The organism is Emticicia sp., assembly GCF_049241225.1.
Lineage (GTDB): Bacteria > Bacteroidota > Bacteroidia > Cytophagales > Spirosomataceae > Emticicia.
The window spans coordinates 5,820-20,366 of record NZ_JBMLRC010000302.1 but is presented as its reverse complement, the minus strand read 5'-3'; the positions used below and the strand labels follow the sequence as shown (position 1 = coordinate 20,366).

Annotated in this window: 15 protein-coding genes and 1 tRNA gene; 9 read left to right on the top strand and 7 right to left on the bottom strand. The window is 36.8% G+C overall.

Features of this window, described 5'->3' with window-relative positions:
* Nucleotides 1-81 precede the first annotated feature (81 nt).
* The 6 genes from ACOVO2_RS16300 to ACOVO2_RS16275 all read right to left on the bottom strand — a co-directional run bounded on the left by ACOVO2_RS16300 (nucleotide 82) and on the right by ACOVO2_RS16275 (nucleotide 4,344).
* Nucleotides 82-780, bottom strand: coding sequence for a hypothetical protein (locus tag ACOVO2_RS16300; RefSeq protein ID WP_421770998.1), 699 nt, complete (start codon nucleotides 778-780; stop codon nucleotides 82-84).
* A complete protein-coding gene (locus ACOVO2_RS16295; RefSeq protein WP_421770997.1) occupies nucleotides 780-1,130 on the bottom strand; it encodes a hypothetical protein in 351 nt (116 codons plus the stop codon). Before ACOVO2_RS16295 ends, ACOVO2_RS16300 begins: the two co-directional genes overlap by 1 nt.
* On the bottom strand, nucleotides 1,120-2,022 hold the full coding sequence (locus tag ACOVO2_RS16290; protein ID WP_421770996.1) for a toprim domain-containing protein: 903 nt from the start codon (nucleotides 2,020-2,022) through the stop codon (nucleotides 1,120-1,122). Before ACOVO2_RS16290 ends, ACOVO2_RS16295 begins: the two co-directional genes overlap by 11 nt.
* Nucleotides 2,023-2,583: 561 nt before the next feature.
* Nucleotides 2,584-3,567, bottom strand: a complete 984-nt coding sequence (locus ACOVO2_RS16285) for an AAA family ATPase (protein ID WP_421770995.1) — start codon at nucleotides 3,565-3,567, stop codon at nucleotides 2,584-2,586.
* A 46-nt stretch (nucleotides 3,568-3,613) separates the two neighbouring features.
* A complete protein-coding gene (locus tag ACOVO2_RS16280; protein WP_421770994.1) occupies nucleotides 3,614-3,901 on the bottom strand; it encodes a helix-turn-helix transcriptional regulator in 288 nt (95 codons plus the stop codon).
* Nucleotides 3,902-4,271: 370 nt separating this feature from the next.
* A tRNA-Phe gene (locus tag ACOVO2_RS16275) sits at nucleotides 4,272-4,344 on the bottom strand.
* Nucleotides 4,345-4,607: 263 nt separating this feature from the next.
* Here ACOVO2_RS16275 and ACOVO2_RS16270 point away from each other — a divergent pair.
* Together ACOVO2_RS16270 and ACOVO2_RS16265 are read left to right on the top strand one after the other, a co-directional pair.
* Complete coding sequence (locus ACOVO2_RS16270; protein WP_421770993.1) at nucleotides 4,608-5,951, top strand: 4Fe-4S dicluster domain-containing protein; 1,344 nt, start codon at nucleotides 4,608-4,610, stop codon at nucleotides 5,949-5,951.
* A gap of 255 nt (nucleotides 5,952-6,206) precedes the next feature.
* Complete coding sequence (locus ACOVO2_RS16265) at nucleotides 6,207-6,371, top strand: hypothetical protein (RefSeq protein WP_421770992.1); 165 nt, start codon at nucleotides 6,207-6,209, stop codon at nucleotides 6,369-6,371.
* Here the strand turns inward: ACOVO2_RS16265 and trxA are convergent.
* Nucleotides 6,368-6,667, bottom strand: a complete 300-nt coding sequence (trxA, locus tag ACOVO2_RS16260) for a thioredoxin (RefSeq protein ID WP_188766945.1) — start codon at nucleotides 6,665-6,667, stop codon at nucleotides 6,368-6,370. The genes ACOVO2_RS16265 and trxA overlap by 4 nt on opposite strands.
* A gap of 107 nt (nucleotides 6,668-6,774) precedes the next feature.
* On the opposite strand from trxA, the gene ACOVO2_RS16255 reads away from it, so the two are divergent.
* The 7 genes from ACOVO2_RS16255 to trpD all read left to right on the top strand — a co-directional run.
* Entirely contained in the window at nucleotides 6,775-7,341 is a 567-nt protein-coding gene (locus ACOVO2_RS16255) for a GH32 C-terminal domain-containing protein (protein WP_421770991.1), read from the top strand.
* A gap of 127 nt (nucleotides 7,342-7,468) precedes the next feature.
* Nucleotides 7,469-8,866 carry a Gfo/Idh/MocA family protein gene (locus ACOVO2_RS16250; RefSeq protein ID WP_421770990.1) on the top strand — a complete coding sequence of 466 codons (1,398 nt, stop codon included), beginning with the start codon at nucleotides 7,469-7,471 and terminating at the stop codon, nucleotides 8,864-8,866.
* Between the two features lie 51 nt (nucleotides 8,867-8,917).
* Complete coding sequence (locus ACOVO2_RS16245) at nucleotides 8,918-9,301, top strand: hypothetical protein (protein WP_421770989.1); 384 nt, start codon at nucleotides 8,918-8,920, stop codon at nucleotides 9,299-9,301.
* Between the two features lie 336 nt (nucleotides 9,302-9,637).
* Entirely contained in the window at nucleotides 9,638-11,119 is a 1,482-nt protein-coding gene (locus ACOVO2_RS16240) for an anthranilate synthase component I family protein (protein WP_421770988.1), read from the top strand.
* Nucleotides 11,120-11,143: 24 nt separating this feature from the next.
* On the top strand, nucleotides 11,144-12,922 hold the full coding sequence (locus tag ACOVO2_RS16235) for a PDDEXK nuclease domain-containing protein (protein ID WP_421770987.1): 1,779 nt from the start codon (nucleotides 11,144-11,146) through the stop codon (nucleotides 12,920-12,922).
* Entirely contained in the window at nucleotides 12,919-13,485 is a 567-nt protein-coding gene (locus tag ACOVO2_RS16230) for an anthranilate synthase component II (protein WP_421770986.1), read from the top strand. The genes ACOVO2_RS16235 and ACOVO2_RS16230 overlap by 4 nt, the downstream gene beginning before the upstream one ends.
* Nucleotides 13,486-13,585: 100 nt before the next feature.
* Nucleotides 13,586-14,547, top strand: a 962-nt coding sequence (gene trpD / locus ACOVO2_RS16225; protein WP_421770985.1) for an anthranilate phosphoribosyltransferase, incomplete at its 3' end; no start/stop codon positions are given.

Below are 14,547 nucleotides of genomic sequence, written 5' to 3'. Positions count from 1 at the left end.
GACCACTCGTCCATTTCAATGCCATATTTGGCTTGGTAAGCACCTTTCAACCTTGTCAAAAAGCCTTTGTCAATGATATTATCACTCACTTTTGAAGTTGTCGTTTAGTTCTTTCTTTAACTTGATTTTTGCACCCGTTTGATAGTCATTGATACCGTACCCTTTTCTGATACCGTCTAAAATCTGACTACCTAAATTTGAACTTGGCTCAAAATCGCCAAACTGACGTAATGTCAATCCTAACTTTTTGCAGTTGGTTTGTAGTTCTTGAGCCAAAACAGGAAAATTACTAAATGTGGTAATACTTCGCCAAACCGAAACTTCAAACTGTTGATTGAGGGCTTTGAGTATTTTTTGTAAATACTCAACTGATGATGTATATGCTCCGCCACCGCCAACAACAATATGAAAATGGGCTTGAAAATCTAATTCGTCTAAGAATTCTTTGAATGGTAAATCTCTTTCAATTAAGGCTGGCAACTGCTCCGACTCAGGAGCTCCAAAGTCAAAATAAATATCATTGAAAGGCGTTTCGACCAAACTCTCTAAGTAGGCAATAAACTTATCTCTGACCAATACTTCTTTGTCATTCAAAAGAGAAAGTGTTTCGGTTCTGTCTTCGCCCAAAAAAGTTAATTGACGAGTGGAAGTTTGTGTTGAACTATCCACATCAACAAACAAACTTGGTTCGTCTTGTTGTTTGGTTAATCCGAAAAGATAAGTTAACAGGCTCTTGCCAACGCCACCTTTTGCTTGAACGATAAAATGCAATTGTTTCATTATTTTGAAAATTTAGATTTGATAACTTGATTAAGATTTACTTCGTCTGGATTCGTCCAGTTGATTTCTTTTAAATTTGTTTCATTCGTTTTGTCAGGAATGATATGTCGTTTAGGAATATCGGGCAATCGGGTATTGACTTGTACTTTTGTATTCTTGAAATAATGCCGACAATATTTTATGTCGTCTTGTGTTATCAAGCTTTCTATACCTAATTCTTTGTTAATCATCTGAGCGATAAAATGCAATGAAGCATTGATTTGGATGGTATCACTAAATAAATCAAAGAGTACCCTTTTACGCCTTCGGTCTTGTTGGCGATAAAGTTCTATTAGTAGGTCATATTTCATTGTTTTTGATTTTTGAAGATAGATAATCGTTTAGGTCTTTGTTATTGGGGTAAAAAACTGCTAAATCAATGATGAAAGGCGATTTCCTTTTTAGCTTATCGGCTGCGTTTAATCCTGCGGTATCATTATCTAAAAAAAGATAGGTTCTGATATGATGATTCAAAATATTATCAATTTGACCTATGAAACTTAATGAGTTCAAAATCAAGTAGTTGCAGTCTTGAATTTCAAATTCGGGTAGCATCAAATAAGATAGAAAATCTATGAAACCTTCAAAAACTGATAAATTGGATTTGCCATTGTCTATAAAAGAGATATCCTTTGGTGCGATACATGATTTAAAGCCTTCTCCTCTTAGTTCATATCCGCCAGAAGTGTTTCTAAAACCAATACTTTTGTAGTGTTTACCTGCATTTACATAACCTAATTGCTGACAATACTTTTCTCCTATTTCTTTTTTTATCCCTCGGTTTTGTAGATAATGAATTAGGTTTTCGTCTGTTAGTTTTTCAGTATCAAGCAATTGGATACCTGCATTTTCTGTTTTAATGATTATTTTATTTTGCGGTTGAAAAGAAGAAAAAGTTTCCAATAGTTCTCTAATGATTTGCCTCATATTATCAGACTTGAATAAATGACATGCTAAATCAATTAAGTTGCCACCAATTCCAATTCCGTGGTCATACCACAAGTTCAATTTTGTATCAACCTTAAAAGATGGTGTTGATTCTCCTGTACGAATCATACTTTTGTACCAATAATTTCCCCCTTTTACATAGCTTTCTTTGAATCCTCTAAGAAGAAGAAAATCAATTATTTGATATTTTTGATTTATCTGTTTTGCATTCATGATTTTTCCTTTTTCAACCGCAAAAACTTTGTTCCGTTCCATGTTCCGTGCGTACCACTTGTCCCAATCGTTCCACTTGTTCCGTTTGTTCCGAAAATTCCATTTGTTCCAGTCGTTCCATGTGTAATAAAATTGCTCTGATGCACATTCAGTGCGTTTTATGTGTTCCACTTGTTCCGTTTGTTCCGAAAGTTCCACTTGTTCCATTCGTTCCAAAAGTTCCATTTATTCCTAATTATGCTATAAATCGTTCCGTTTTGTTCCACTTTCCATCCGTTCCAATCGTTCCACTTGTTCCGTTTGTTCCGAAAATTCCGTTTGTTCCGCTTTTTTCATCACTCGTTCCATTTCGTTCCGTTTTTTGTTGATTTTATGCGTTCCAATCGTTCCACTTGTTCCGTTTGTTCCGAAAATTCCGTTTGTTCCGATTGTTTCATTTTTTTGACTTTAAATGTATGTTGTTGATAGTCAGTTAGTTAAATATTTTTGATGAGCGTTTTTTTGAATAAAAAGAACGGAATGGAACGTTCGGAACGAATGGAACAAACGGAACTAATGAAACATCGGGAACAGTCGGAACGGACGGAATATGGAACGGAACGATTACTCATTCAACCAGCGATGGATAGTAGTTTTGCCCTTATTTAGGATTTTGGCGATTTCTTCTAAAGATTTTCCTTTATCTCTTAATTCTTTTGCCAAATCCATTTGGTCTTCTTTGGTTACAGGAATTGTTTCGTTGCCAATGTGCTGTGATTCATCAATATTATCTTCTAAGAAGTTAAACCAAAGAGAGTCTGCATTGAGTTTTAAGAGTTTCGCCCCATCGGATTCTTCACAATGCCTTGATTTCGACCGCTTGAAGATTCGATATTGAACATCTTGTTTACTTTTTCTCAAAAACATATCGCTATCAGTCAAATCTGACTTTACGCCAGAGCCACTTTGTAAGTCACTTTCAGTAAGTAAATGGCGAGTATGTTTTCGGGTATGGTCAGTGATAATGATTGTAGTGTTGAGCATATCCCTGAGAGTTAGAATTAAGTGCATTGCTTTAGCGACTTCTTTATTGTTGTTGGTGTCTGCGTTCAAAAAAGCAACTCGAAAATTATCCAAGACAATCAAAACAGGTTTATGAATCAAAGACATTTCAATGATTGTTTCGGCTTCTTCATCCAAACCATTCTTGGTCGTGTAAACGTAGCTTTGATATTTTTTGAAATTGATTTCTTGCGGTGGAGCTTCAAATAGTTTCGAGAGTCTTCGACTAATAACATCTTCACTCAATTCGCAATTGATGAAAAGTGTATTGCCGTGGTATTCGATAGGTTCATTCCAAATGGATTCCCATTCAGAAGAAATAGCAATACAAACCTGTAAGCCAAGAAGTGTTTTTCCTGTACCCCGTTCGGCTGCAAAGATGATAGCGGAGTTTTCTAAAATGTAATTCCCAAGAAGTCGCTTTAATGGCAATAGTGTTTTACCATGTTTTGCAAGTTCTTCCATGCCTTGCAAGGAAGATTTGCTCAAAACATTTCCGTTCAAATGGTTGGAAAAACCATTTGAGTGATTTATTTTTGTCGTCATAATGTTTTTCTGTTGAAAATATTAGAGGGATGATACGGGCGAGGTATTATCCTTTTTTTGTTTTAATCTTTCTGTTTTTTAAGTCCATATAATTTTCTACTTCCGAAAGTTTGAAATAAGGTCTTCTCTTCACCATTTTATATGGCATTCCATTGTTTTTATAAGTAGTTATTGAAGCCTTCGATACGCCCAGCATCTGAGCAAGTTCGGTACGTGAAAGGAGTTTGTCTTCGTTGTCGCTTTTGACCGAACTCATCGCTTTTAAAATTTCTTCGATTATTTCTCCTTTGAAAGTTCTAAAATCTTCCATGCGAAAAACTGCTAAATTATCCATCGTTTTTATTTTTAATTGATTGTGCTGCAAGTTTCGGGAGAAGGCAAAAGAAAAGAAACCTAATGTTTGCCTAATGTGATTTTCTTTTCTCTTTTTTGACAAATAGGTGTTAAATGAAGGGTAAAATGACAATAATTAAGGAGGAATGAAGACAGAATAGAGGGTAAAATAGATGATTATAGTGAAGAAAAAGCTACGTAAAGTGTAGTGTAAAATGAAAAAACAGGTATTAAGAAGAGTGAAATTGTAGCCACCAGAGCCAAGAAGGTTGCTCAATTGGTGTAAGCGGCCGACGCTCGGTTATTTTGTAAGTTAAACAAAAAAGCGATTGATAATCCATTGATTATCAATCGCTTAGAAGATATTTCTGTGGTGATGGACGGGATCGAACCGCCGACACAAGGATTTTCAGTCCTTTGCTCTACCAACTGAGCTACATCACCTTATCACCACCATTCCTTTACTTCGTTGCCGTCGTTTGGGACTGCAAAAGTAGTAGAAAACTTTTTAAGAACAAATTTATTCTAAAAAAAAATTAAATATTTTTTTCATGCTTGACATGAACATCTTTTTTACGATATTTGTAATGTTATGCAAGCATACTAATTTTAGACCTGCATAACATCTCAGACCTTTAGTAATATATTGATAAACATTTGTCCGTCAGACCTTCGGTGAAGGCGGTCGATATTCAACTAACAAGACTATGCAAATCGTTTCACAAATTTTATTTGTAGCCGCTTTGGGTTTGGCCGCTTATTTTATTAGCCGCCGCGTAATGCTCATCAAAAACACAATTCAGTTGGGTAGGGCAGAAGACCGCTCAGATAATCCATCCGAACGCCTCCGCACGATGCTCTTAATTGCTTTTGGGCAAAAGAAGATGTTCACTCGTCCGTTGGTGGGTTTTATGCACTTCATTATCTATGCGGGCTTTGTAATCATTAATATTGAAGTGCTCGAAATAATGATTGATGGTATTTTCGGAACACACCGAATTTTTGCATCTCCACTTGGCGGCCTCTATAGTTTTCTTATCAATTTCTTTGAAATCCTTGCTTTTGGAGTTTTGGCAGTTTGTGTGGTTTTTCTCACCAGAAGAAACCTTACAAAAGTAGAACGCCTGCAAGAGACTCGTCACCGCGAATTGAAAGGCTGGGCAACCAAAGATGCCAACATCATCTTGATAACAGAAATCTTATTGATGTGGGCTTTTCTGAGCATGAACGCCGTTGATACAATTCTACAAGAACGTGCCGTTGGCCATTATGCCGAAGCCATCACGGGAGATTTTTGGATAAGCCAATTTTTGAAACCTTTGTTTATGAGTTTCTCCGACGGTGCTCTGGTGGCCTATGAGCGAGCAGCATGGTGGTTTCATATTCTCGGAATCATGGCATTTGCCACTTATGTAACTTACTCTAAGCACTTACATATTTTCTTGGCTTTCCCTAATACTTACTTTTCTAACTTAAATCCGAAAGGTGAAATGGCAAATATGCCAACCGTTACGAAAGAAGTAAAAATTATGCTTGGCCTCGAAGAGCCAGATGCAAATCCTGCGGAGGTTGGGCGTTTTGGTGCAAAAGATGTGAAGGATTTATCTTGGAAGAATCTAATGGATGCCTACAGTTGCACCGAATGCGGGCGTTGTACTTCTTCTTGCCCAGCAAATATGACAGGGAAGCAGCTTTCACCACGCAAAATTATGATGGATACCCGTGATCGCCTCGAAGATATTCAAAAAGGCTGGTTGGCGACTGACCAAAAAGCTCCGATTGCTGAATTCGAGGATGGGAAAAGTCTTTTAGGTGATTATATTTCGGAAGAAGAATTATTGGCTTGTACGACTTGTAATGCGTGTGTGCAGGAGTGTCCAATTAATATTAGTCCGCTTGATATTATCTTACAGTTACGTAGATATAAAGTAATGGAAGAGTCTCAAGCACCTGCTTCTTGGAACGGAATGTTCTCAAATTTGGAAAATAATATGGCTCCGTGGAAGTTTTCTCCAAGCGACCGTTTCAATTGGGTAGATGGAGTAAAATAGAAAAAGTACAGCAAAATATATATCTGACGGTACTAATTATTAAAAAAACACATAAAAAAACTGGCTATCAGACGATAGTCAGTTTTTTTATGTGTCATTCAAACATTTTATTTTAAAATTCGTTTTGTACTTAAAGGATATTTTTTTTAACTTTACGAGGATTAGTAGAACAGATGGTATAGTATTTGAACAGTTTCTGCTAATTATCCTATTAAATATATAAAGCTTTAACGTGCGAATTGCACCTAACCACCTATGAAACGATTTAATTCTTCAATGTTTATGCAATGGGTTGTTTTCATCCCTTTGTTGTTGCCATTAGCTATTGTTAGCGGTGCTTTAGATGGCGTAAAAAAAGTATTCGAACAAGCCTCTGCTGATATCATAGAAAATGAGCCAATAGCTCATATCGAAGCTTAAATATAATTTTCAACAGTTGTTTTTAACTGCGGTAGGGAAAGTACCCCCGATTGTCGCCATTTTAGTTCGCTTTTCTTGAAAAGCATCAATGTTGGTACGCCTGTCACTCTGTATTTTGCAGCCAGTTTTGGGTTTTGGTCAACATCAATTTTTACTATTCTAACTTTTTCTCCCATCTCTTGTGCCAATTGCTGAAGTGTGGGCGTGAGTGCTTTGCATGGCCCGCACCAAGTAGCAAAGAAATCAATCAGTATTGGTTGCTCAGAGGCTATTAGTTCTTCAAATGTTCCTGTCATAATTTTTCTGTCTTTTCCTGTTTAACATTTAATAGTTTCTTGGAGTTTCAAATCTTCGTTTATTCGGTCTAAATGTTTACTTTTGTTAGTATTCAAAATGACTTTGTATGCTTTGGAGAGTACTCGTATTTTGTATTTTGCTTGGTCAGATATGTTTCGGTCAGACTACCGTTCCTTCAAAAGAGAGACTTAGAGCACTTTTATCGAATCAGAATAATTGGAAAAGTGTGATTTATATGGAAGGATTGAGCCTTGAAGGTGATAATGGTATGACTTGGCGAAATGAATCTTTGCCTTACGTGATTGAGATTGCTTTTGAATCTGACGGAGCAAGTGATTTGGGAGTGAAAGTTTTGCTAAAGTCAAATACGAATCAAGAAGCGATTGTAGGATATAATTTTGCCAACGAACAACTTTATTTGAATAACATTAATGCAGGAAAAACCAGCGTCCCTGATGCTTTGGGTTTATTTACTGCTCCATTAAAAGTGCTAAGAGGCCGACTGAAATTGCATGTATTTGTCTATAAAAATTTAATCGAGGTCTTTGCGAATGATGGTGAAGTATTTCTCTCAAGTCAAGTTTTTCCCGAGGAGAATAGCTTTGATTGGCAAATCTTTACAGTAGGCAAGGCAAGTGTTGGGCAATTGGGCGTTTATGAAATGATAAAGTAAATCTAACAAAAACATCTATCCAAACTTTTACAAAAATCAATATAAAAAATCTTGTCAGTCTTAGAATCGCTCAATCCTGTTATATCTTTGCAAATATAATACGCTTCAAAACATTCAACCTTACAAAATGGAAAACATCTCAAGACGTAATCTGCTAAAAACCTTTGGCCTAACCGCTGGTGGACTATCATTTTTTAATATCGAGGCTCTTGCCGAAGATATAAATGACCAAGAAATCGAAATCCCTCACGATGACCGGTACGTTTCGCTCGAAAAACCAGTGACTGCTATTGTTTTGGGTGCAGGAAATCGTGGGAATGTATATGGCCGTTTTGCATTGGCTTTCCCGAATGAGTTGGATATGGTAGGCGTAGCTGAGCCAATAGAGTTTCGGAATGAGAAGTTTACAAAGGCTCATAATATAGAAGAGAAAAATCGGTTTAAGACTTGGGAGGATGTTTTTAAAGTGCCAAAATTTGCCGATGCCATCATAATCTCCACGCCCGACCGACTGCATTATGGCCCAGCTATGAAAGCACTCGCAATGGGCTATCATGTGCTGCTCGAAAAACCAATCTCGCCATCAATGCAAGAGTGTTTGGAGATTTTAGCAATGGCCAAGAAAACCAAAAGTATCATTGCGGTTTGCCATGTGTTGCGTTATACACCGTATTTCAGAAAATTAAAAGAGATAACCGATAGCGGAAAATTTGGTAAACTAATCAGTGTAAATCATCTTGAAGGAGTTGAGTACGTACACATGGCACACTCGTATGTGCGTGGAAATTGGCACGTAGAGAAAGATACCAATCCGATTATTTTAGCAAAATCTTGTCACGACCTTGATATTTTGCGTTGGATTATCGGAAAACCTTGCAAAAGTATCTCGGCTCATGGCTCACTTACTTGGTTTAAGCGTGAAAATGCCCCCGAAGGAAGCACCGACCGCTGCACCGATGGTTGCAAAGTAGAAGCTGAATGCCCGTTTTCGGCCATCAGAATTTATCAAAAAGAAAAACAACGCATCAATGTTTTGGATGTAACTGATGATAAATCGAAACAAGATGCCGAAATTTATGAGAAATTGAAAACATCTCAGTATGGAAGATGTGTTTATAGAATGGATAACGACCAACCCGACCATTACACAACGTCGATGGAGTTTGAGGGCGGTACGACGGTGAGCTTCGCAATGGAGGCTTTCACCTCATTTGAGCATCGAAAAACTCGTTTGATGTTTTCGCACGGAGAAGTTTGGGGAGACATGAATCAAATTCAAACCTACGATTTCCGAACAAAAGAGACGACTTCGTGGAAAGCAACTGAGCAACCTGAATACAAAACTCAAGCATCAGGACACGGTGGGGGAGATTATGGTTTGGCTCGAAATTTCGTACAGGCAGTTGCTCAAAACAAACCTGAGCTACTGACTTCAACGATTGAAGCATCAATCGAAAGCCACGTAATGGGTTTCATGGCCGAAAAAAGCCGACTTGGCAAAAAAATGGTAGAAGTAAAAATATAATAGCCCCACCCAACCCTCCCCGATGGAGAGGGCTTATTTTGACTTAATAAAATGCGTAAAATACTAATAATAAGTCTTTTAGCTTTGGCTTCTTGCCAAAAGAAAAAAGCAGATTTAGGTACATTCGACCAGAAAACCTTCCGAACCGACCGAGGTGGTTGTGAAGGCAAGCGAGAAAAATTGATAGAAGAGCTGAAAACTCTTAAACCAAAGATTTTGGGTTTAACCGAAAACCAAGTTATCGAAACTTTGGGTAGATATGATTTTCAAATTCTGAGTCGTCGAAACGAAAAGGTCTTTGTTTTTTACTTAGAAAAAGGCCCTCATTGCGAAGTTATTCAGAATCCAACGCAAGCCCGCTCAATGATTTTGTATTTCAATGCAGCCAGTTTGGTAAAAGAAGTTTCGTTTCAGTTTGGTAGTCCAGTTGAGTAGTAAAACAATTTCCCACAATTGCTTAGGGGGCTAAAAGCATATTTTCTTTGGCAAAGAAAAATATTTCAATAAAAAATTTTGATTTCTAAAATCAACCATTACTTTTGCAATCACAAAGCAAGACTTAAACTTGCCATTAATAAAGCAAAAAATGACTCAATATTCTAACATAGTAAAAATCTGGTGGTGGCGTCCTGCAAAATAGGATGAACAGATTTGCTATGTAGAAAAACATACAAGTATTAAGCGAAGCGGCTTACTGTTCATACCAGTAAGCCGCTTTTTTTTCAACCACCCCCGACCCCTAAAGGGGGGTAAAAACAAAATTTTATTTTTATGAATAATATTTCGAATTCCATTTCAGTTCAAAGCTCCCCTTTAGGGGCTGGGGGTGTTGGGGGGTATTACATCTCAACTCGCCATAAACGCTTACTTGCCGATACGCTTACGCCAGTTGGTATTTTTCAACGTTTGCGTGGACATTACCCACATTCGGTTATTCTCGAAAGTGCCGATTATCATGCCATGCACAATAGCTTTAGTTATATCGCTTGTGATGAAGTGGCAAGTTTTCAATTGGACAATGATGTAGTTACTCAAAAATTCCCAGATGGAACGCAAGAGACTTTCCCTTTGAAGAGCCGAAAAGATGGCGTAAAAGTTTTGCAGGAATTTGCGGCAAAATTTGAAAACCCTAAAAGCGAGTTTCCTTTTATCACAAATGGGCTTTTCGGACATATCACCTATGATTCGGTTGAGTACTTTGAAGATATTGAGATTCAAGAAAAAAGTGCCGAAAGTGCCATTCCGCAGATTTTATATAGAGTTTATCGCTATGTGATTGCCATCAATCACTTTAAAGATGAATTATATATTTTCGAGCATACTTACACACCCGAAGGACAAGAACCACAAGTTTCGGCCGATGGCTTGGAAACGCTTGAGTTTTTTGTAAAAAATCCGAAGATATCAACTGCTAAATTTAAGGCGGAAAAAGATGAGGTTTCTAATCTGAACGATGATGAGATGCGAACAATCATCAATAAATGTATCGGACACTGTTTGCGTGGCGATGTATTTCAAATTGTGCCTTCTCGTCGATTCTCCAGAAAATTCGAGGGTGATGATTTCAATGTCTATCGTGCTTTGCGTTCAATCAACCCATCGCCTTATTTATTCTATTTCGATGGCGGTGATTACCATATTTTTGGAAGTTCGCCCGAAAAACAAATTTTGATTAAAGATGGTCAGGCCGAAATTCATCCAATAGCAGGAACATTCAGACGTACGGGCGATGATGAACATGATACGGAATTGGCTCGTCAACTCCACGCCGATCCAAAAGAATCGGCCGAACACGTAATGTTGGTCGATTTGGCAAGAAATGACCTTTCACGCAGTGCCGAAAACGTAAAAGTTGAAACTTTCAAGGAAGTTCAGTTTTATAGCCACGTTATTCACTTAGTTTCAAAAGTGACTGGCAAAATGCACGAAGGCACAAATCCATTACAGTTGGTGGCTGATACTTTTCCAGCAGGAACACTTTCGGGAGCTCCGAAGCACAATGCCATGACAATCATTAATAAATTTGAACCTACTAATCGTAGTATTTATGGTGGAGCCATTGGCTTCATGGACTTCAAAGGAAATTTCAATCATGCCATTGCAATTCGTACGTTTTTGAGCAAAAACAATACACTTTTCTATCAAGCAGGCATGGGCGTTGTGGCAAAATCTGATGTAGAACTTGAAATGAAAGAAGTACATTTGAAATTGGCCGCATTGAGAAAGGCGATTGAAATGGCGGAGGAGATTTGATAAAAACTTAAAAAAATATAGCTTATGAACGATTTTGATTTGGCATATAAAGATTGGCTAAAAAATATTAAAGAGCTTGTGAGAACAAGTCAAATTAAGGCAGTTTTGAATGTTAATTCTGAACTCTTAGAGTTATATTGGAATTTAGGTAAAATGATAATTGAAAAAGAACAAAATTCTAATTGGGGTAGTAAAGTTATAGAGCAATTATCAAAAGATTTATGTTCGGAGTTTGTAGAAATTAAGGGTTTTTCAAGGCAAAATTTATATTATATTCGTCAGTGGTACTTATTTTACAATCAAGACAATGCAATTGTCCAACAACTTGTTGGACAATTAGACGAAAACAGCTTGGCAAATAAATTAAGAGTTAAAAATGAAGGGTTTTCTCCAATATTAAAGTTAATTCCATGGGGTCATCATATCCTAATACTATCTAAGTGTAAGAATCTACATGAAGCTTTTTTTTATTTGATAGAAACCTTACAAAATAACTGGTCAAGAAGTATATTGAGATTACAGATTGAAAGCAATCTATATCAAAGACAAGGTAAAGCTTTAACGAACTTTGAATTGACTTTACCAAAACCACAAGCAGATTTAGCCAAAGATTTATTTAAAAATCCTTATAATTTTGATTTTATTACTCTTGGGAAAGAAGCCCAAGAAAGAGATGTTGAAGACGCATTGGTAAATCAAATAACCAAGTTTCTACTCGAACTTGGAAAGGGGTTTGCCTATATGGGCAGGCAATATGAATTCAGTGTAGGTGGAGATAATTATCGAATAGATTTGCTCTTTTACAATGTTTTTTTAAGATGTTTTATTGTGATAGAATTAAAAATAGATAGTTTTAAACCAGAATATATAGGAAAACTATCTTTCTATCTTACGGCTATAGATAATATCCTTAAAACAGAACAAGATAGACCAACTATTGGACTCCTCCTTTGTAAAATTGATAATAGAATTACAGCCGAATGGGCATTGAAAGATGCGAATAAGCCATTAGGGATTGCGGAATATCGGTTAAATGATAGCGTACCCCCTGAATTTCTACAAGCGTTACCAACTATCCTCGAAATAGAAAAAAATTTAGAGACAGTTATTTTTAATGACCAAGATAAAGGCGTTGACTTAAATTTCCCTGTAATTAAGCTGAATAATAAAGATATTAGTAATCAAATAAATGGCTATTTGCAAAGTGAAATTCTGACCATTTTTGATGTAGTTGGTGGTGAGCTTAACGAAGACATAGGTTTAGAAAAAGCCTTAGACCTATCTTCATATAGTCAAAAGGGTGTATATAGTAATATCTCATACAAAGTTCTATTAGAAACTAAAAAGTTACTTTCAATTTCTCTAATCTGTGAGACAATAACCGCATACCCAAGTACTCATAATTACTATTTCATTTTTGACTTGACTACTGGCACCCCTGTAACTCTTGATGATATACTCACTGAGCAGGGCAAATCCTTACTTTATTTAGATATATTAAATAAAAAACAAGAGAATATTAATAGTCATTTTAAAGATTTACGATTAAAGCCAAAGTCTAAAAAATTGTTAAAAGATATGGAAGCGGCTTTTGAAAATTATGACTGTAAAAATAAAGTACGCCTAAATAGATATTTTTTAGAGCCGAGTAAAATAGCATTTATTGAAAATTGTGAATTTCCACATGTTATCAAAGCATTAGATTTAGATACAAAAATTGAATATACTTTTGACCAATTAGAGAATTATTTGTCCTCTTATGGAAAAGAATTACTTGAGATAGAAAAAACACAAACAACATGAAAATATTAGTTCTTGATAATTACGATTCGTTTGTTTACAACTTAGTTTATATCCTAAAAGAATTAGGCGGAGATGTAGATGTTTTCAGAAACGATAAAATTGCATTGGAGGAAGTCGAAAAATACGATAAAATTTTACTTTCACCCGGCCCAGGGATTCCCGAAGAAGCAGGAATTATGCTTGATTTGATAAAAACATATCATGCTACAAAATCTATTTTTGGCGTATGTTTGGGGCATCAAGCGATTGGTGAAGCTTTCGGAGCAAAACTACACAATATGGGCGAAGTACTTCACGGAGTAACGACCAAGTGTTTAATAACCGACCCGAGCGAAGTGCTTTTCCAAGGGATTCCTTCCGAGATAGAAGTTTGCCGTTATCACTCATGGACGGTTGTTCCCGAAACCATGCCAGCTGATTTGAAAGTCACGGCCATCGACGAAAAAGGCTACGTAATGGCAGAAGCTCATCAAAAATATGATGTGAGAGGTGTACAATTTCACCCAGAAGCCTATTTGACTCAGCACGGTGTGAAAATGGTGGAAAATTGGATGAAAAGTTAAAGATAAATTCATTGCCGTCTGGGCGACCCCGTCAGTTTTAACTGACGGATACTAAAATATAATCCGTTTTTGATTTTAACCAAAATCAATTTCAAATAACATGAAACATTACCTCAACCAGCTTGTAGATAAACAGTCTTTAACAAAAGAAGAAAGCAAAGAAGCCCTCCTAAAAATCGGACAAGGAGAAGCCAATAATTCTCAGATTGCTGCTTTTTTAATGGGAATTCAACAAAAAGGAATCACCGTTGACGAACTCGAAGGGTTCCGTGAAGCAATGCTTTCGTTGGCCGTACAAATAGACTTATCAGATTTCGATGCAATGGATATTGTCGGAACTGGCGGCGATGGGAAAGATACTTTCAATATTTCTACAACATCGGCTTTTGTGATTGCGGGTGCTGGACAAAACATTGCCAAACATGGCAATCATGGGGTTTCATCATCGGTTGGTTCGAGTACTGTTTTAGAACATTTGGGCGTAAAGTTTACCAACGACGAAAGTTATTTGAAACAAAAGCTTGAAACAGCAGGTATCTGTTATATGCACGCACCGTTGTTTCACCCAGCCATGAAATACGTTGCACCGATTCGCAAAGAACTGGGCATGAAAACGTTCTTTAATATTTTGGGGCCATTGCTCAATCCGGCCAAAGTTCAAAAACAGTTTTCTGGGGTTTACAATTTACCAGTTTTTGATTTGTACGCCCAGTTGTTTAGTCGCACCGCTGCCAAGTTTGCCATCATTTACGATTTAGCAGGCTATGATGAGGTTTCGCTGACTGATGATTTTCAGATTTCAAGTCATACCAATAAAGATAAAAGTATCATTTCTCCGAAAAACTTAGGTTTTGATTTACATCAGCAATCAGATATTTATGGTGGAGGAACAATCGAAGAATCAGCCGAAATTTTACTAAATGTTTTAAATAACAAAGCTACCGACGCCCAGACCAATGTAGTTTTGGCAAATGCAGGTTTTGCTCTAAGCATTGCAAAAGATATAAGTATAGAAGAAGGCATCGCCCAAGCGAAAGAATCCATAGAAAGTGGAAAAGCCTT